This is a genomic window from Chroococcidiopsis sp. SAG 2025, assembly GCF_032860985.1.
Lineage (GTDB): Bacteria > Cyanobacteriota > Cyanobacteriia > Cyanobacteriales > Chroococcidiopsidaceae > Chroococcidiopsis.
The window spans coordinates 804,017-823,084 of sequence record NZ_JAOCNC010000001.1 but is presented as its reverse complement, the minus strand read 5'-3'; the positions used below and the strand labels follow the sequence as shown (position 1 = coordinate 823,084).

Sequence of the window (19,068 nt, the reverse complement as noted above, 5' to 3'; positions counted from 1 at the left end):
TATCAGTGACTAGTTATCAAAGTTTGTCATTGCGATCGCTAGTCGTTGTCGAACTGGTCACTGTCCTAACCTCTAACCCCTAAACCCGATATATGAGCATCAGTAAGCAAGGAAAAATAATTGCTCTTTGGATAGTATTTCTATTCGGAACGGTTTTTCACACGCAGTTAGCTTTAATGCCGCTGCTTTATGGTGAAAATGTAGTGATGCCTAATAGTCAGGGAAAAATGCCGGCATTCGACTCATGGTTAATGTTAGGCATGTTTGTCTTACCAGCGATCGCAATTGTAGTGACTGCATTTAATAATTCGAGACGATATAGACTCATACATTTTTGCGTGACAGTTCTGTTCACTGTCATAAATTTTATTCACATTGTCTTCGATCTATCGGTGCCACCGATCGTTTGGCATCAAATTGTTTCGATCGTCTTGTTATTTGTGAATGGGTTATTGTTAAATATTGTGTCTTTACAATGGTTGCGAGAGCGAGATAAAAGTCCTAAACTTCGTAAAAAAGTGACTGTTAAAGCAGTCAAAAATTCCTAGTTGTAAAACTTGAAAATCAAAGTCTAAAAAGCTACTTCTTTTTGTGAGTATAGACGATCGCAATAGAGCATCCAACCCAATCCAAATAAACTCGATAGAGAACCTGCGATCGCAGCTTTGACACCCCATCCCACGGGTCCCAGCCAATCGTTAATTTCGTTTAAAATCGCCGTACTAACTTTAGCAACGACATAGGCTGTCCCCACCGCGCCAATAGTAACCATACCTAACTCCGCCAAAATTTCTAATAGATTTTTCTGCGATAGATCTTCCTCAAAATAGATTTTCCAAATTAAGGTGTACATTCCAATATCAGCAGCAGTTAAGACAAACTGTTTTGGCATTTCTGCACCTGGAGAAGGGAGAGCCGACACAGCGCCACCACTAGCAGCATAACCAGCGATCGCTAAAACAGCTTCGATTCTCTTTTTACCTTGTAGATCCATGATTATCTCCTTGATGATTTGTTATTTGTCATTTGTCGTCGGATTGTGTCATCATCCCATCCTAAATTGCTTTCATTACTGGTATTAGCTAGGGCGATCCGATCGCATTCCTGCTTGTATGGGGTCAAATCCTGGGGGAAAGTGAGTGGTATCGGGGTCGTAATCTGCTTCGCGTAAGTCTGCTGTTTCTAGTTTGGCGTGACGTAAATCTGTACCAATTAGAATTGCTCCGCGCAAATTGGCTCCATTGAGGTTAGTTTCGTTGAGGTTAGCATAGCTTAGGTCTACTCCTCGCAAGTTCGCGCCGCTTAAGTCGGCTCCACTCAGTTCGGCATAACTTAAGTCTGCACCCTTCAAATCGGTAGCTTTAAGATCGACTGCACCGAGTTCTATGCTTGTAAAGTCCCGTTTTCCAGCCGCATATTGATTGAGGAGTTCGGCTACATCAGTCATGGAGTTGGGGATGGCTTCAGACATAATTGTAAAGTTAAAGGTTTTATTTCTAGTTTAAAGGCAAAAAGAATAGTTGGTAATTTTGTAGTTCGGTATAATTTTGTCACGCAAAGACGCAGAGGCGCAAAGGGTAATTAGTGCTTTTGCAATTTGACAGGGAAATGCAAGCCAATCGATTTATATTATGTGTTGTTTAAATAGAACTTATGATGATAATTCGTGCTGAAGCTGTTGAAGATTATACTAATATTTTTAAGGTAAATAAACTCGCATTTGGGCGAGAAGATGAAGCAAGATTGGTTGATAATGTTCGTCAATTAGCTAATTTTAACCCCAAGTTATCTTTAGTAGCAATTGAAGGCGATCGCCTTGTCGGACATATTCTATTTAGCGAAATTGCGATCGTCAGTCCTCAAGGTGAAGTTACGGCATTGGCTTTAGCTCCATTAGCGGTTCTACCTCAGTTTCAAAATCAAGGTATCGGTTCTCAGCTTGTGAGAGCAGGATTGAAACAGTGTCAGATTCTAGGATACAAAATTGTTATAGTTCTGGGTCATCCAAACTTCTACAGTCGCTTTGGTTTTGCGCCTGCGATAAATAAAGGACTGCGATCGCCTTTTTCAGTTCCAGATGAAATATTTATGGTACTAGAACTCGTACCTGGCGCATTAATTGGAGTTAGCGGTATGGTGACGTATTCATCTCCGTTTGATTGCGTTTAAGAATGAAGCAAAACACTTGCTTAGATGCCGTGACTCTTGCCAATAACCCAATGACGGCGGAAAAAACGCGATAAAGCTGATTCTTCTAAGGATAAATAAATCGGGCGACCGTGGGGACAGGTGCGGGGGTTGCGGGTACGCTGCCATTGATTGAGTAGCGTTTGCATTTCTTCTAAACTCAAACTCGTACCGTTGCGGATGGCACAGCGACAAGCAGTCGCTACTTGAGCCGCTTGTAAGTCTCCACCCAAGCTTAATTCTACTAAAGCATCGGCGCAGTCATCGCGCTGTACGAGCATTGCCGGGGCGCTGCGGACTGCCCACAAGCGATCGCCAAACGGTTCGACTTCTAAGTTCAACCGTTGCAATTGAGCTATTTGAGCCAGCGACAGATGATTCAGAATCACTGGCGGTTCTAGGGGGACGAGTTGCCAGCGATCGCAGAGTTGCTCGTACAAGACTCGTTCGTGGGCGATGTGCTGTTCTACCAACCACATACCACCAGGATGTTCTACCAAGATATACATATTGTGTACCTGGGCGATCGCTTTCAGAAAAGGGTGTAGGGTGTGGGGTGTAGGGTGTGGGGTGTAGAGTTGACTTGTGACTTGTGACTTGTCTCCCTGCTCGATCTCCCGACTCGTACTATATACGCCTTTTTCTTCTGCAACTTTAATCAGTTGAGTGACTCGTGTATGATGAGCCGAGTCAGACACGCTGTGACTATTGAGCCGCAGTATTTGTTCTATAGCGCCTGCTGTGTGTTCTTGCCAATGACTCAGGTGGTGTAGGTAAATTTCGGTTTTCGCTGGCTGACGGTTCCAATCGATCTGCCACGGCGCAACTTTCAAATGGAGAAAACAAACTGGATAGCGATCGCGGGGTAGCGTCCGTGTCATCGCTGAAAGGATTGTTTGTTCTAATTCTGCAAACTTTACCATTCTACCGTTCACCGCTACCCTCACCCAGTCTGGACGATGACGATGACAGCGATCGGGCAAACCCAGAACCAATTGAAGGGATGAATGGTGAGAATTCGGAATCAATTGGTAACTGGTAATTGGTAATTGGTAATTGGTAGTTGCTTCTTCAGCTCTCTTCCCCCCTGCTCCCTGCTCCCTGCTCCCTGCTCCCTCAAAAGGAGTTGCCACTTCAACCTTAAGATACTGCAAATCGCTCAAACTGACTTGGCGTAGAATTTGTGGGATTAAGTGCTGGGTAGTAGCCCCTGGGGAGAGGGTAAACCATTCGCGATCGTCTTGCCAGACTTGCCAGGTGACGTGAGGATGACACAAGGCAATTTGCTGAATTGTATTTTGGATCGCTCTCATTTGTTGACTGAGGGAAGGCATTCCCTGACGGCGTTCTGCCCAAGTTGCGAATAAATTGGAGACGGTGACGACTGTACCAGGAGCGATCGCCACTGTTTCTGTTTTGATTGGTTCACCGCGATCGCTATATCTCACGCGCCATCCCTCGCCAGCCTCAGCAGCACGGCTGAAAATTTCTAATTCAGCAAGTTGAGCCAAACTATGTAACGCCTCGCCGCGAAATCCCAAACTTGTAACTTGCCACAAATCTTCACAGCTACGAATTTTACTGGTGCTATGAGCAGTAGCACACGCTTGTAAATTCTCCAAATCCATGCCACAGCCATTATCGGCAATACGAACGCGCCACTGTTGCGGATAAAGATAAATAACTACCCGTGTTGCTCCAGCATCCAGGGAGTTTTCTGCGAGTTCCCGTACGACAGCAGCTAGAGAATCGATGACCTCTCCAGCAGCGATTAGATGTACGACCTCAGTAGGTAAAGGTAGAATCCCAGATTTCATAAGATCTAGTCTATCGGAGGAGTGAGGAGACAGCGACCAGTGACCAGTTATCAGTGACCAGTGACCAGTGACCAGTTATCAGTAACCTCTTCTCACGCACCACGCCACCACGCAACTACCAACCACCCATTACCTATTACCTCCCTAATGCCATTTTTATAAACATTTTCCGAGTTTTTTTCTCAGGAGTGCCAAAGTATGATTTTATTACCTTAAATAGCGGATTAATCCCAATTTGAGCATCGTCCTGGATATTATCTATCCTGTAGATTCTACTTCGACTACATGAAAATAGATCGCTTGTAAATGTTGAAGTCCGCTACTCTACCTTTAGGATGAATGTAGAAAAGTTCCTGCTAAAGAAAGATCGTTTCAGTTTATTTTCCTTGGTACATTGCTGTTAGTTTTGTAAAGAGAGGAAGCCTAATGGATAAAGATAATCTTATGCAAGGAGTGATTCCACCTGAGCCTCCTATTCACGCTCAATCGGGCGTACACGAACTAAAATCCCGCTTGGAATGGGGAGAACCTGCTTTTACAATCCTTGACGTGCGCCCTCGAAACGCATATAACGACGGTCATATCATGGGAGCTATGCCCATGCCAATGGAAAATTTAGCAGAACGAGCAAAGTCTTCCATCGCATCGAGCCGCGATATATACGTTTACGGTGAAACAGACGAGCAAACTGCTGAAGCTGCTCAAAGTCTCCGTGCAGCAGGATTCGAGCACGTGTCAGAACTTAAGGGTGGTTTCCCTGCGTGGAAGGCGATCGCAGGTCCTACAGAAGGAATTGTTGAGTCTCAAGCACCAAAAGATCAAGAAGTATACAATGTTGTAACTCAGCTACAACACCATACGGATACGCAGAAAAACCTTAGAGATAACTAGGTTGCTAGAAGGCAACTTTGAAATTCAATCTTCAAGGTCGAGGCTAATTGTATTAGATCGTAAAAAGAGCGTCAGAGATTAATTTAACTTTGCAAAAAAAGTTACTCCCATCTCGGAGTTTTTTCGAGGTGGGATATTTATCATCTAGCTTTGGGCGATCGCCAATCGTCAATTTTGCGATCGCGGCATTTACAATAAAATGCATTGATGCAATTGATCTAGGAGTCGCGATCGTGCCAGCAGCAGTAGGAGTCATTGAAACTTTGGGTTTTCCAGCAATACTCGCCGCCGCAGATGCAATGGTGAAAGCAGGCGAAGTCACCCTTGTTTACTATGGGATTGCCGAAAAAGGAGAGTTTTTGGTCGCGGTTCGCGGTAAAGTAGCAGAGGTAAATAGATCTGTAGAAGCGGGAATTGCGGCTGCTGAAGAAGTGTTTGGCGCTCAAGTTATCGCTCACTACATCATTCCCAACCCGACAGAAAACATAGAAACGGTATTACCAATTCAATACACTCAAAAAGTAGAGCAGTTCCGCACGTTTTAAGGCGACTGGCGATGAAAGAGAGGGCGCGACGCGATCGCCTGTCAGAGCTTATTGTTAAAATTAGGAATAAATATCTATTGACAAAGAAGAGATGACACAAAATGCTTTCGCTCTGTCAAAATATAGGATGAGCATTTATAGAATGTATTTCTTAAGCTCTATACTTAAAATTCTTGACACGATCTATTTGGGGAGATAGCCAGTGCCACAGGCAGTTGGATCGATTGAAACGAAGGGTTTTCCTGCTGTGTTAGCCGCAGCAGATGCAATGGTGAAAGCCGGAAGAGTCACTTTAGTTGGTTATATTCGAGTTGGTAGCGCTCGTTTTAATGTCAACGTGCGCGGTGATGTCCAAGAAGTCAAAACCGCCGTTGCCGCAGGAATTGAGGCAGTAGAAAATGTATACGGAGGTACGCTTGAATCCTGGGTGATCATTCCGCGCCCACACGAAAACGTAGAAGTCGTACTACCCATCGGCTTTACAGATGAAGTCCAGCGCTTCCGCGACTCGGTGGAACGACCGATTATTCAAAGATAGGGAGCAGGGAGTAGGGAGCGCACGAGCAGGGGGGCAGGGAGCAGGGAGCGATCGGGAGCTGAGGAAGCTGAGGGAGCGATCGGGAGCTGAGGAGGCTGAGGAGATAAAATAACTAACTGGTCAGGAGTCAGGAGTCACTGTCACCCTACACCCCACACCCCAACGCCAGTTGCTCATGGGGAACCCCAAGACCGCACTGGCTCCCCCACACCCTTTCTTCATTGATAACGGACAACTGTTCCCTACTCGCTCTTCTTGTGACTCGGATTTCAATTATTATTCCAACGTTGAATGAAGCAAGCTGTATTGGACGTACTCTGCGACAGCTAAGCATACTCGATCCTCCAGCGTGGGAGGTGTTAGTTGTCGATGCTGGTAGCGAAGATGGTACGGTTGCGATCGCTCAAGCTGCGGGAGTGCAGGTTTTATTCTGTACTGAGCGAGGGCGTGCAATTCAAATGAACCAAGGGGCAAAAGCTGCCAGCGGAGAAGTTCTTTGTTTCATCCATGCCGATACTTGGGTTCCAGACGATCTAGTTGAGATAATCGAGCAGACTTTGGCAGATCCTGGAGTTGCAGGTGGGGGTTTTGTTTCCCTCATGGCAGGTTCCTCCAAAACTCGTTGGTGGATGTCTCTGCACAATTTTCTCAAAACTTATTACGCGCCGTTACTATTTCGTCCCCACTTATTTTTTCAGGGTTTGAGGTTACTATTTGGCGATCAGGCGATCTTCTGTCGTCGAACTGATTTTTGGCAATGTGGTGGCTTCGATCGCACTTTGGTAATTATGGAAGAAGCCGATTTCTGCTTGAAATTAGCGCGACAAGGGCGCATCCGGCAAGTCAATCGCATCGTCCAAAGTAGCGATCGCCGTGTTGCCCGTTGGGGATTCTGGAAAGCAACAGCAATATATCTATATATCGGTTTTTTATGGGGGTTTGGTATTTCCCCCACATATTTAAAGCGACTGTATCGGGATATTCGGTGAATGGTACGTGGTGAGTAGAAAGAGCGATCAATAGCTGGTAGCTGGAATTGCTTCCTTGTCTTCCTTGTCTCCCTTGTCCCCCTCACTTCTCCGTCCAGTCATAACCATTTCAACTTTGGTAGGGGCTGAAACTAAACCTCGCCTTACGGGATGTACGGGGCGGTTGTTGGCTAGCGAGAGTTCTAAGTTAGATAGGATGGTAGCCAAGACGAGTTTCATCTCAAACAGAGCAAAAGCTGCACCAATACAGCGCCGCACGCCACCACCGAAGGGTAAGTACTCGTAAGGAGAAAATTGCCGTTCTAAAAAGCGTTCTGGCTTAAATTGCTTTGGTTCGGGGTAAAGGTCTTGGCGTTGATGGGCGAGATAAATGCTACCTACTAATACTGTACCTGGTTCTAACTGTTGTCCTAAAAGAGTAGCGGGCGATCGCACGACTCTAGGAAAAGTAAGCATTCCCACGGGATAGATCCGCAGGGTTTCGGAACAGACGGCGTTCAGATAGGGTAGTCGTACGATCGCGTTTTGGTCTGGTGTATCGCCTAGACTGTCAAGTTCTGCCAGCAACTTTTGCCGGACTTCGGGCAGCTTGTGAATCCAATATAATGCCCATGTCAAAGCTGTAGCCGTGGTTTCGTGACCTGCAACAAGCAACGTCATTAATTCATCGCGTAGTTCCTCATCTTTCATCGGTTCTCCGGCTTCATCCCGCGCCGCCATGAGTAAGCTGAGGATATCGATACGCCCGGGATCGGGGTTGGCGCGACGTGCTTCTATTTCAGCATGTAGTAGTCGATCGAGTTGTTGCTTTTGACGCAAAAAGTTCCCCCACGGACTCCAAGCACCTAAATCTCGTTGTAAAAAGGGAAAGAATAAGAGGCTGGCTTTGAGGGGCGAGTTCGTTAACTCCAGCAAATTGTAGAGGAGTTTTTCGATCTGTCGATAGCGTTCTCCTTCCCTCAAACCGAAAACAGCTTGCAAAATGACATTGAAGGAAATGGCTTGCATGGAATCCCGCACGGAGAAAGGCTGATTCGGGTTCCACTGGCTGGTGACTTGTTTAGCGATCTCGGTAATGATTTCACCGTATGCCTTCATCCGATCGCCATGAAAGGGAGGAACCATCAGTTGGCGCTGGCGGCGGTGGCGATCGCCACTTTGCATGATGACTCCAAAATCCCCTAATAATGGAGCGAAAATGCTGTTGATCTCTCCAGGTGCGTCAAACTGCTTGTAATGGTCGTTGGTCAGAATCTCCTGTAACAGTTGAGGACTGCTGACGTAGACAAGGGGACGATAATTTAAACCTACCTTGAGGGTAAACCAGTCACCATAACGTTGAGTGCAAGACTCCATTAAAGCAAAGGGATTAGCAATCCATTGTAACAGTTGAACGAGCGGTGGAGTTTTTGGACCTTGAGGTAGGAACATAATTTCTTTCTCTAAATCTCTTTCTAAATCTTTTGTATTCTTACACCAGCCTTAAGTAGTCAAAATACAGATACTGCATTACTGAAATAATCTACCGCAAGCAGATGTATAGTCAACCGCGATCGCCTTAAACTTGCCTAGCGTTTTCTTGTTGGCGATCGCTATGGTGGATATTTATATTCTCGATTTGTTTGTCATTGGGCTGCTGCTGCTAGCAGTTACCCTTGGTTCGGGTTGGATTTCCCGCTTACCTTTTTCTTTTGCCCTCATTTACTTAGTTGTGGGGATTATTCTCGGTCCCTACGGTTTCAAACTCATTCAAGTACAACCAAACGCTGAGTTTTTGCAACGGCTGACCGAATTTGTCGTAATTGTCTCGGTGTTCAGTTGCGGCTTAAAAATGAACCGTCCCTTACAATTGCGAGCATGGCAGATTACAGCCAGACTGATTGGGTTTCTCATGCCCATTTCAATTGTAGCGCTGGCAGCAGTAGGACATTGGTTACTAGGCATGAATTGGGGTGCAGCCGTGTTACTGGGTGCAATTCTCGCCCCTACCGATCCCGTATTAGCTTCAGAAGTGCAGTTAGCAGACATTGACGATGAGGATGAATTACGTTTTGGTCTGACTTCCGAAGGAGGTTTGAATGACGCACTGGCATTTCCCTTTGTCTATTTTGGATTGCATTTATTCAAAGACCCCAATTTAGATAATTGGTTTAAACAATGGGTAGCCGTGGATTTAATTTGGGCGATCGCATCGGGAATTGTGGTGGGAATTGCCGTAGCCAAAGCTATTACTTGGATCGATCGCAAGCTACAAAAACGTCGTCCTGCTGATGTTTTGATGGAGGATTTTGTTGCTCTAGGAACGATTTTGGTTACCTATTCCTTGGCAGAAATTGTTAACGGTTATGGATTTATTGCCGTATTTGTGGCGGGGTTAGTCGTCCAGCGAAATTACGCAGACAATCTAGAAAAACGCGAGTCCGAATTAGAATTCGTCGAACGAATTGAAAAGTTAATGGAAGTCGGCACAATTCTGTTACTAGGATCGCTGTTGAGAATGCAACCCTTGTGGCAATATCTCGGAAATTCACTGATTGTGGCAGGATTATTACTCTTTGTCATCCGTCCCGTAGGAGCGTGGATTAGCACGATTGCAACAAATCCTCCGGTAGAACACGATCGCCGTCGCTTGCATCCTGCCAGTCGGTGGTTATTTGGTTGGTTTGGTATTCGCGGTGTTGGTTCTTTGTACTATCTCTTCTACGCTTTTGGTGAAGGTTTAAAAGACAGTGCGGCAGAACAAATTGCCTGGATTACTTTCACAACAATCGTTATTTCTGTAGTTTTACATGGAATTAGTGCCACACCTTTAATGAGTTGGTACGAGCGTAGAATTAGAGGAAAAAGTAGACGAGCAAAACACGCAACTTTACCCGAACAAAGTGAATAAATACTGCGTAGAGACGGATCGCGATCCGTCTCTAAATCCGTGCTATTTTGCTATTTTTTCCAGTAACCCTTTTGTCTTATCTTTGAGACTAGTTTTCCCTTCTTGTGCTTGAGCGTCAATATTTTTGATATTCGCTTTTAGGTTGGGATCGAAATTTCGATTAGAATTAGTCCTTGCTTGTTTTGCCTCTTCCATTCTTCCCGTGGCTTCGCTATACTCATACGCCCGCTCGATCTTTTCTTCTGGAGTAGGTTTATATTCTGGAGGGATGAGTTTTGTCTCTTCTAAAGTCGCTGCATAAACTGGTGAATAGCCCGCGATCGCAGTACCAAAAAAGCCAAGTAAACTCACGAGAAATAACAGTAAAAGCTTTTGCAAAAGCCCTTGTTTTAGATTGGATAAAATTTCACGCATGACAGTCTCTCAAAAAGTTTGACGATGAGAGCAGCTTACATTTTCTGCTATATCTATTCCTTCTATCAAAGGAAGCATAATAGTGTGGGGTGGGCATTGCCACGATGAAACTATTCCTTCTACCAGAAGCACGATATTACCATTTTTCATAAATCTAGGTGGGGGCGTACAGCCGTGCGCCCCTACTTCTTTCACAACCATTGCGGCTGAATGTGAATGCCCCGACTTCCCATAGTTTGTTCAAATAAGTCTGTGGGCAAGGCTTGTTCTACAGTCGAAACTCCTGGGTGCTTGAGCTTGCCTGATAATAAAAGTTGGGCAATACTACCAGTACCGCAGCCAGCAGCGATCGCAGTGTTATCGTGAATCAACGTCGAACAATAACTCACCTTCTGTCCGTCTTTTAACCCCGTGACTTCGGAACGAATTGCGACTCCAATCCCGCTAAAACGATTTGTCACATCGGTCATATAGTGGCTGACATGGGCTAAAAATTCGATCGCACTGCGCTGTTGCATCCAAGATTTGGGGAAGACATGGGCAGCAATCCAAGTGAGATGATTGTAAAAATCGGGAACGGAACCAAATTTGGTAATTACGGTTTTGACGGGGAAGGCTTCCGGTAAGGTAAAAGCTTCTGGCATATCAAACCAGTAAACACCAGATTTACCATAAGGTGTGGGAAAATCTACGACTTCGCGATCGCTATATGGTTTAATTTCCACCCACTGACCATCAATCCAAGCGGTGAAAGGCTTCTGTAACCCTAAAAACGTCGTTCGCATCACCGTCACGCCAGCACCTCCAGAACCCGCTACTAAGTAACTTAAGTGGATGCGTTCCGACTGGTCTAATTTTTCTACTCCCTGACGTACCATGCTGTTTGAGATTCCAGGGAAAATGCCTGTATTGACAATTGCTGTCACTCCTGCTGCTGAAGCTGCTGGAGATAAATCTAAAGCTTTGCGGGTAAAAGACCGATGATCGCTGACATCTAGATAATCGATACCCGTTTCGATACAAGTTTTCAGAACGCTAGCGTCGCGGAAGTGAAACGGTCCGGCACAATGAATGACGAGATTGGAAGAGGAAATTGCTTCTCTTAATTTGGCTTTGTCTGCTAAGTCTAATGCTAGCGATCGAACGTGAGAACCCAGTTGCTTGCTGACTGCGGCTGCTGTATCAGGGTTACGGCTAGTGATGGTAATTTCTGCTGATGTATGACTGGCAATGTCTTGGGCTACACTGCTGCCGATTCTTCCCCTGCCACCAAGAATTAAAACTCGATCTGTCATCAATCCAGAATTGTTGCACCTTTTCTATTTGAACAGATTTTATGCCCGCTCTGCCTCGGTAGTAGGGATGAGTTTGGTTTTACCCCTGTCATCGTCTGCTAAACCAGTTTTTCATCTTTGTCAAAAAACCAGAACGGCGGCGAGGGCGGATACGCGGTGAACTTTGAGGATCTACAGATGGTAGTCGGTTAGCAGCAACAGAAACAGCATTTTTTGTTGGCACAATTTCAGAACCATATTTACGGGCATAAACTTGCGTAAATTCCGCTCCTAAAAAGAAAACTTGGGCAGAATAATAGATCCACACTAAAAGAACGGCAAGGGAACTTGCTGCACCAAAGGTCGAACTAACGGCTGCACTACCAAGGTACATACTCAATAACGTTCTACCTATTGTGAATAAGAAAGCCGTAGTTGCCGCACCAACTAAAACATCTTTCCAAGCAATTTTGACATCAGGCAAGATGACGTAAATCATTGCAAATAATAATGTCATCAAGCTAAAAGAAACGACAAAGTTAAGAATAGATAATCCAGTTGCTAAACCTGGTATCCAACTATTTATAAAGCTGCTAAATGCTGCTAGTGCCGTACTCAGAAATATGGATAATAACAATAAAATACCAATCCCTAAAACCATACTAAATGAGATCAGGCGGCGGCGAATTAATACCCAGATTCCTTGTCCTGGCTTTGGTGCAACTTCCCAAATTGTATTGAGTGCATCTTGCATTTCGCCGAATAAACCTGTTGCACCTAACAAAAGTGTAGCAAGACCGATCGAAGTGCCAACAACACCCGTTTTGGTTTGATTGACGTTAGCAAGTGCAGTTTGTACGACTGTTGCCCCTGCTTCTCCTACTAAATCTTGAATTTGGGCGACAATTTCTCCTCTAGCAGCTTCTTCACCGAATACTGCACCTGCCACGGCGATCGCAATCATCAGCAGTGGTGCGAGCGAAAATATCGTGTAATATGCTAAGGCTGCTGCTAGCCGCGATGCTTTATCCTGATTCCACTCCTGAAATGTCTCTTTTAATAATTCTCCAACAGATCGCAAGTGCATTGTTTGTCTCTTGTTGATAGTTGGTCAATTGTGCCTACACTTGAACTAAATCAGTTAAGAGATCTCAACTCCCTAGCAACTCGTAGGCTGAAGAAAATCGCTTTTGTCGCAGTCAAAAAGCAAAATGGTATGAATTTATTGTAATACCAATTCTCGATGACTCCGCCGCAGAAGATATCCCCAACTCTCCTTATCAAGGGAGCTAGGGGGGATCGGATTTGTGTAACAACAAATAAAATTGGTATGAGCTAGCTACAGTTTTTGTGGCGCACAATTTTTTCTACACCTAATTGAGTAGGTATTTTTCTTTAAAGATTTTTATGAATACAATTTAGAATTAAAGTATTTTATTATACAGTAACCGGAGTTTGAGATTCAGTATTGTCAGCTTGGAGGAAAAAAAACTAAAAATTTTTCGATCGCGCTCAAACATTTTTGGGCGACCATTTCCGGTAAATTGGGTAAAATTAGTGCTGTTTTTTTTGAGAAAGGTACTAGTCCACTTTCTAATCCAATAGTGCTGCATTTGATTGACAATCTCTGCATCGTTGCCAGTAAAAAGGAATTCCGCATTCTCATCCATCTGAAAGTATGCCAGACACTCAATTTGTTTGGGGCGAGTAGAATCCCAATATTTTATTGTCGATTTTCTTCCCATATAAGTACTTGTAAATTTACTTAAATGGTTGAGAGCATTCAATAATTCTAAAACAGTAATTTTTTTCTTTTGTTTGAGCGACACGCTCTGAGTTTCATTGCATACTTGAGAAACTGTCTGTGAAATTGGCTGTGCGATCGCACGAACGAGAGGAAATTCTTTAGCTAATTTCTGAAATATAGCAATTGTTTGTTCGACATCTTTTTTAAGTACAGTTTTTAGTTGGAGGTTAGCGATCGTTTTAATTGCCACCAGCCCCATACTCGTCAAAACTAACAAGGTGACTTGCGAACTCACTTTATATGTATAAACGTAATTCGTATGAATTGGAAATTCAAAAACATCAAATGCATCGGGATTTTTGATGATGTTATGGATAAAATCATGATTGAGAAATTCTTTGACTTGCCATTGTACAGTTTGCTCTTTCAAACATAGGTAAGATTTTGGTTGCTCTTGAATGAGAATAATTCCTAATCCAAGTACTCCTGGCAAGTTGAGAAAGTTCTTAATAGTTGTCTCAATCATAGGACAATAATCCTTGTCATATTAGCTTAAATTATCTCTATTATTGATTCGTCAGTTTGAGTTTACCTGCAAGATTTGATAAGGTTATACATAAATAAAAAGAGCTTATTTTGTCAGTAAACTATGAATAGAAAAACCATAACCGATTAGTTTAACGAGAAATTCCTTTCTTCTCAAGGTAGATTTTACTGAAAATACCTCTGAGAGTAGAGGCGGTTTCAATTATGTCGGTAAATCCACGGAAAATATGATTAATTTTATCAAAAAATAATAGGGTACGCGATCGGCATACCCTAGCAATTAAGTTAATTAGGTTTCAAACAATCGGACAAATTTTACCTTCATCGCCTCAAGATAAATATTTGCGTGAAGTAATATTCACCTTTTGAATTTCTAGAAACACCAATACCAGTTAGGTTATAACTACCTACAATGTTCCGTTGGTGTCCAGAACTATTTAACCAGCCTTGAACGGCATTAGCAGCAGGATCGGCATAACCTTGATTATAAGCAACATTTTCTGCCGCTCCTCTATAGGAAATGACTTTGGCAATCTCTTGCACTCTCTGCTGAAAACCATTATGGCTGAAAGGAACTGCACCACTCGCCATATTTTGACTGTGAATTCGGGCTTGATTGCTGATGGTATTATCCCAAGTTAAAGAAGCTAAACCACGTCCTTGGCGATACTGATTAATTCGGTTGAAAACAGCCCGTTCTATAGAGGAGGTATCGGCTTGAGCTACGATATTTGTACTAGGATTCGGCTTTGAAAGTATGTTTTTCTTAGCGCTCTCTCGGTAAAAATTAGGGGTCTTAGCGTTAGCCGCAATTGTTGTTCCAGCGGTAAAAATAACTGAACACAAGGCTAGTTTAAACAAAACAGAATGCTTCATGCAATGGTTTCCAATGAAAGAATAAGCAAGTGAAACTGAAAATTTCCAGGATGAATCGCTGCTAAAAGAGTTAGCAGACGAGTTTATTTTTCAGACTGAACTGTTGCTAAAAGAATTAGCAAATGTACAGTTTAATCTAATGCGGTCACTCTTGAAACTTTTTCCAGAAAGATTTAAAATTGACTGCAAAAATATATTCTATAAATCTATTCAACTTCATCTCTAATTAGCTAATAAGCGAATTATTACTGAAGCTATATATCGAAGTAATTTTACTGAAAACTCAGCTATATAAATTCTGAATTAGTAACAAATACTAGACTGTTGATAGCGTATGGCGAGGCGTATTTCACTCAAGGCTTTTCAGTTAAAGCAAGAACCCCCCTAACCCGCCGAACAAAACAAAGCCCCCTTAACAAGGGGGCTGAGGGATCTTCAATCTTGCAATTTCGCAACGTAAGAAAAGCGTACAATCACGCGCTCTAAATTATTCTGAAACGGTTTCTTCCTGCAATATCCCTAAAACTCGCGCAATATACTCGCTACGCCACTGTTCCCGTGCCTGCACTACTGGCTCCTCTGGCTGATACGCTTCAATCTCTGCCAGCGATATAACTTCTTTCGTCGCCAGTAAACGTTCTACAGTATCGAGACGTTCCCGCAAGACAGACACCTCACCTGTCAATGCCACGATCGCGGACAGTAATTTATCGAGTTGCGGCTCGTCAAAGTAAACGGGGCGTTTGCCCTTGGCTTTTTTCATCCCCATAACTTCCTCTATTTACTTAGTAGCAGCAACAATAAACCAGCTACCTCGACTACCTCCTCCTTGTTGGGAATTGTCAGCCGTAGTTTTCCAAGCACCATTGGGAACGAAGGTTTGTATGACTCGATCTGCTGCAAATCCAGCTTCAGTCATAACGGCTGTCAAGTCCAACTCCCGCATGGCACTCCAAAAAGGTTCGTTGTTGTTAGCAGTTTCCCAGTCATACATGAAAGCACTGAAGGTATCCATGTGGCTGTACAAGGGTGCTTCTACGTGGATCGTCATCCCCCCAGGAGCTAACAGGCGATCGCATTCTCGCATCACGTTACGGATGGCTGGAAGGGGAATTTCATGCAGCAGGATATGAGAAACTATCAGGTCAAAGGAAGCAGCTTCAAAGTGAGTTCGTTCGGCATTTTGTTGAGAAAAATGGACTCGTTTGCCTAAAGCTTCTGCTCTAGCGTGAGCGTAGCGCAGCATTGGTGCGCCAATATCGATCGCGTAGACTTCGGCTTCTGGATAGGCATCGACATAGGGTAAAGTACTGTGACCGACAGAACAACCCAAATCGAGAATTTTTGCGGGTCGAAAGTCGGGATATTTTGGTTTCAGGTAGTTTTTGACAATGGATAAGCCCATATCATCGTTCAGCGGACCCAACCATCCTGCACCGTAAATATAAACACCGCGATCGTAAGTTGCCCCAGCAGCTAGATCGTCTGCTATATATTCGCTGTGATAGCTACCAGGCATACAGTGGATATCGACAGCAGTTTGGTAAGCAGGAATTTTGAAATCGGGGTCTAAGGTCAGCGTACCCAATTGGCGATCGCTCTGTTTTGCCCGTTCGATGAGTTCTGGTAGTTGTCGTTCTACACTGGTATTGACCGCATCCCACAACATTTCCTGGTTTATGCGCCGCAAAGCACTCCACCAACAGTAATGAGGGTGTTGTTGCATAGCAGTGCGGATTTCGTGACGGTTTTGGGGCGATCGCTGGTGTTCTCGTTCAAATTGAGGCTTGACGACTTGCTCGTATACTCTTTTATTACCAGGACTGAGATTTTTAACTATGTGCAGTTTCAGGCTTTTTACAAAGTTTTGTCGCGCCAGCTCATCATGAGTGGCTTGCGGTAGCATCGAGTGTTGGAATTGCCGATCCATGTTTCCACCTCTTGAATAAGTCGGAAGTCGGAAGTCGGAAGTTGAAAGTTGCAGTAAATTTTGCAGGCATATCATAAAGATCTACCTGCTCGATTGCGGTGTTTTCGGAAAGTATTGCTAATTGTTAGTTGCTAATCGCCAATCATTTTTAGGTACTTAGCAACGGTTTGTACGTCTTTGTCACCGCGTCCCGAACAGTTAATCACAATGCGGGGGCTACCTTCTAGCTGCGGACAAAGGGTATCGAGATAGGCGATCGCGTGGGCGGTTTCTAGAGCGGGAATAATCCCTTCTAACTGCGAGAGACGCTGCAATCCTGCGATCGCTACCTCATCGGTAATGCTGTAATATTCTGCCCTACCAATCTCTTTTAAAAAAGAATGCTCTGGACCCACACCAGGATAATCTAACCCCGCACTGATCGAGTGTGCCTCAATCACCTGTCCGTCTTCGTCTTGCAACAAATAGCTCATGGCTCCATGCAGTACCCCAACTCTACCTTTGGTTAAAGTCGCGGCGTGTTTTTCCGTAGTGACTCCTTCTCCAGCGGCTTCAACACCAATGAGTCTGACGGTTGGCTCGTTGACAAATTCGTGAAACAGCCCCATGGCATTAGAACCGCCACCTACACAAGCCAGCAAAATATCTGGTAAGCCACCCCATTTTTCCATTGCTTGGACGCGGGTTTCTTGACCGATCGCTGCTTGAAAGTCTCGGACAATTGTTGGGTAAGGATGGGGACCAGCTACAGAACCGAGGATGTAATGGGTTGTTTCTACGTTCGTCACCCAGTCGCGAATGGCTTCAGAGGTGGCATCTTTGAGCGTCCCCGTCCCGGCTGCTACAGGTTGTACCTCTGCCCCCATCAAGCGCATCCGAAACACGTTCAGGCTTTGGCGTTCCATGTCTTGTACGCCCATGTAGATAACGCATTTTAGCCCGAACCGAGCGCAGACGGTAGCTGTAGCAACGCCATGCTGTCCCGCTCCCGTCTCGGCAATGATGCGCTGTTTGCCCATCCGCTTCGCCAGCAAAACTTGTGCTAAAGCGTTGTTAATCTTGTGAGCGCCCGTATGATTTAAATCTTCTCGTTTGAGGTAGATTTGCGCCCCCGTGCCATCTGGACGGGCGTAGTGTGCTGTGAGGCGTTCGGCAAAGTAGAGGGGGGTGGCTCGTCCTACGTAGTCACGGAGGAGATTTTGCAGTTCTTGTTGAAAGTCTGGGTCGTGTCGATATTTTTGGTACGCTGCTTCTAACTCGCTTAGAGCAGGCATCAGCGTTTCCGGTACGTATTTTCCGCCAAAACGTCCAAATCGTCCGAAAGAGTCAGGATGTTGTGTAGATGGTTGGGAGTTGGGGGAAATAGGTGTAAGGGTCACGATACCTGTGGAGAATGACGACACTCCCATCATTATATAAGTTTGAGGATAGCTAAGAAGAGGAGGGCGATAACGTCAACAATAAAGTATAAGCTCCCGCGCCGAGGGCAAATGCCCAAAAGCGGCTTTCTCTTTCGACTGGTAGTTCTTCCTTCAAGACATTAAGAATAATTCCACCAGCCAGGAAAGCAAACATAAGTGCGATCGCCGTGCGGTCAACTCCCATGCCGCTACTACCAAGCGTCCACCCCACAATCACTGCTGTTGCTAATACCCAGCGACCAATACCGTTATAAATAAACTTGTGATGTTCTCGCAAGCCATAATCGTTGACTGCAAAATGCAATGCCATTGCTAAAGCAAATTGCAGCATCCCAATCGCATCATTATCATCGCGATTGAGCAGTAAGTAGCCAATGAGGGTATTGTAAAAACCGTAAACAATGATGTGCAACCAGAAGACGCTTGTTGCCGTTACATCTCCTCTGCTCTCTTTGCGGTTGTCACGACGTGATGCGATCGCCGCCCGATCCAAACCATAAAATACCGCTAAACCCAAAAGCGCGACTACGTAAATATGGTATCTCCAAAAAGCCAGCCATCCACCTACAACTTCTCGAATGATTGCTTGTGCCTCGCCTAATTCTGGCAAAATATGAACGAATACATAAGCCATCGAAGCCCCACTGCTGGCAGACAACCATATGCTACGCGGAGTCGCGCTCAGAAATCGCAGCCTACCAGCAAATAATTGCACTAATGCTAGTGCAACTGCCACAATCAAGGAAAGCTCGAACAGAAATCCAGGTAAGAGCATTATTCACGATTAATGATTGGCGAGCGATATTCGATGGCTGATGAGCGTACCTCCCCGTTTGCAATCTAATGTTGTGTGGCTATAACGATTTAATTTATACCTTAGAACAGAACAGATCTGTAACTAAATTTATAGCAATATGTATTAATCCGGGCTGAGCCATCGACTAACTTATGGGTGCCGTGGTTAACAGTTAAACGTCAACCGTCAGCGAGCTATATTGGCGAT

Annotated in this window: 20 protein-coding genes; 7 read left to right on the top strand and 13 right to left on the bottom strand. The window is 44.6% G+C overall.

Annotated elements, in window-relative coordinates:
- The first annotated feature begins 92 nt into the window (after positions 1 to 92).
- Complete coding sequence (locus N4J56_RS03995) at positions 93 to 548, top strand: hypothetical protein (RefSeq protein WP_317105259.1); 456 nt, start codon at positions 93 to 95, stop codon at positions 546 to 548.
- 23 nt (positions 549 to 571) lie between these two features.
- Here the strand turns inward: N4J56_RS03995 and N4J56_RS03990 are convergent, their stop codons facing one another.
- Entirely contained in the window at positions 572 to 994 is a 423-nt protein-coding gene (locus N4J56_RS03990) for a hypothetical protein (RefSeq protein ID WP_106216237.1), read from the bottom strand.
- A gap of 84 nt (positions 995 to 1,078) precedes the next feature.
- Positions 1,079 to 1,471: a pentapeptide repeat-containing protein gene (locus N4J56_RS03985; RefSeq protein WP_015153329.1), complete on the bottom strand. Its 393-nt coding sequence runs from the start codon at positions 1,469 to 1,471 to the stop codon at positions 1,079 to 1,081.
- A 182-nt stretch (positions 1,472 to 1,653) separates the two neighbouring features.
- On the opposite strand from N4J56_RS03985, the gene N4J56_RS03980 reads away from it, so the two are divergent.
- Entirely contained in the window at positions 1,654 to 2,169 is a 516-nt protein-coding gene (locus tag N4J56_RS03980; RefSeq protein WP_317105258.1) for an N-acetyltransferase, read from the top strand.
- A gap of 20 nt (positions 2,170 to 2,189) precedes the next feature.
- On the opposite strand, the gene mutL is transcribed toward N4J56_RS03980, so the two are convergent.
- On the bottom strand, positions 2,190 to 4,004 hold the full coding sequence (gene mutL / locus N4J56_RS03975; protein WP_317105256.1) for a DNA mismatch repair endonuclease MutL: 1,815 nt from the start codon (positions 4,002 to 4,004) through the stop codon (positions 2,190 to 2,192).
- Positions 4,005 to 4,430: 426 nt separating this feature from the next.
- Here mutL and N4J56_RS03970 point away from each other — a divergent pair, with 426 nt between their 5' ends.
- From N4J56_RS03970 to N4J56_RS03955, 4 genes are all read left to right on the top strand, one after another.
- Positions 4,431 to 4,895, top strand: a complete 465-nt coding sequence (locus N4J56_RS03970) for a rhodanese-like domain-containing protein (protein ID WP_317105255.1) — start codon at positions 4,431 to 4,433, stop codon at positions 4,893 to 4,895.
- Between the two features lie 233 nt (positions 4,896 to 5,128).
- A complete protein-coding gene (locus tag N4J56_RS03965) occupies positions 5,129 to 5,440 on the top strand; it encodes a carbon dioxide-concentrating mechanism protein CcmK (protein ID WP_041462378.1) in 312 nt (103 codons plus the stop codon).
- A 202-nt stretch (positions 5,441 to 5,642) separates the two neighbouring features.
- Positions 5,643 to 5,978: a carbon dioxide-concentrating mechanism protein CcmK gene (locus N4J56_RS03960; RefSeq protein WP_015153324.1), complete on the top strand. Its 336-nt coding sequence runs from the start codon at positions 5,643 to 5,645 to the stop codon at positions 5,976 to 5,978.
- A gap of 257 nt (positions 5,979 to 6,235) precedes the next feature.
- On the top strand, positions 6,236 to 6,967 hold the full coding sequence (locus N4J56_RS03955; RefSeq protein ID WP_317105254.1) for a TIGR04283 family arsenosugar biosynthesis glycosyltransferase: 732 nt from the start codon (positions 6,236 to 6,238) through the stop codon (positions 6,965 to 6,967).
- Positions 6,968 to 6,994: 27 nt separating this feature from the next.
- Here the strand turns inward: N4J56_RS03955 and N4J56_RS03950 are convergent, their stop codons facing one another.
- Positions 6,995 to 8,398, bottom strand: a complete 1,404-nt coding sequence (locus N4J56_RS03950) for a cytochrome P450 (protein ID WP_317105253.1) — start codon at positions 8,396 to 8,398, stop codon at positions 6,995 to 6,997.
- Positions 8,399 to 8,561: 163 nt separating this feature from the next.
- Here N4J56_RS03950 and N4J56_RS03945 point away from each other — a divergent pair, with 163 nt between their 5' ends.
- Entirely contained in the window at positions 8,562 to 9,857 is a 1,296-nt protein-coding gene (locus N4J56_RS03945; protein ID WP_410500415.1) for a cation:proton antiporter, read from the top strand.
- Between the two features lie 42 nt (positions 9,858 to 9,899).
- Here N4J56_RS03945 and N4J56_RS03940 read toward each other — a convergent pair whose 3' ends face one another.
- The 9 genes from N4J56_RS03940 to N4J56_RS03900 form a co-directional block, all read right to left on the bottom strand.
- Positions 9,900 to 10,271 (bottom strand): hypothetical protein, encoded by a 372-nt coding sequence (locus N4J56_RS03940; RefSeq protein ID WP_317105251.1) that lies wholly within the window; start codon positions 10,269 to 10,271, stop codon positions 9,900 to 9,902.
- 191 nt (positions 10,272 to 10,462) lie between these two features.
- Positions 10,463 to 11,566, bottom strand: coding sequence for a saccharopine dehydrogenase family protein (locus tag N4J56_RS03935; protein ID WP_317105250.1), 1,104 nt, complete (start codon positions 11,564 to 11,566; stop codon positions 10,463 to 10,465).
- Positions 11,567 to 11,654: 88 nt separating this feature from the next.
- Positions 11,655 to 12,632 (bottom strand): YihY/virulence factor BrkB family protein, encoded by a 978-nt coding sequence (locus N4J56_RS03930; RefSeq protein ID WP_317105249.1) that lies wholly within the window; start codon positions 12,630 to 12,632, stop codon positions 11,655 to 11,657.
- A gap of 337 nt (positions 12,633 to 12,969) precedes the next feature.
- On the bottom strand, positions 12,970 to 13,818 hold the full coding sequence (locus N4J56_RS03925; protein ID WP_317105248.1) for a hypothetical protein: 849 nt from the start codon (positions 13,816 to 13,818) through the stop codon (positions 12,970 to 12,972).
- 341 nt (positions 13,819 to 14,159) lie between these two features.
- Entirely contained in the window at positions 14,160 to 14,714 is a 555-nt protein-coding gene (locus N4J56_RS03920; RefSeq protein ID WP_317105247.1) for a CAP domain-containing protein, read from the bottom strand.
- A 487-nt stretch (positions 14,715 to 15,201) separates the two neighbouring features.
- On the bottom strand, positions 15,202 to 15,483 hold the full coding sequence (locus N4J56_RS03915; RefSeq protein WP_317105246.1) for a hypothetical protein: 282 nt from the start codon (positions 15,481 to 15,483) through the stop codon (positions 15,202 to 15,204).
- A gap of 12 nt (positions 15,484 to 15,495) precedes the next feature.
- Positions 15,496 to 16,644, bottom strand: a complete 1,149-nt coding sequence (locus N4J56_RS03910) for a class I SAM-dependent methyltransferase (RefSeq protein ID WP_317105245.1) — start codon at positions 16,642 to 16,644, stop codon at positions 15,496 to 15,498.
- 131 nt (positions 16,645 to 16,775) lie between these two features.
- Positions 16,776 to 18,023, bottom strand: a complete 1,248-nt coding sequence (gene trpB / locus N4J56_RS03905; RefSeq protein ID WP_317105244.1) for a tryptophan synthase subunit beta — start codon at positions 18,021 to 18,023, stop codon at positions 16,776 to 16,778.
- Positions 18,024 to 18,075: 52 nt separating this feature from the next.
- Entirely contained in the window at positions 18,076 to 18,840 is a 765-nt protein-coding gene (locus N4J56_RS03900) for a hypothetical protein (protein ID WP_317105243.1), read from the bottom strand.
- Positions 18,841 to 19,068: the final 228 nt, after the last annotated feature.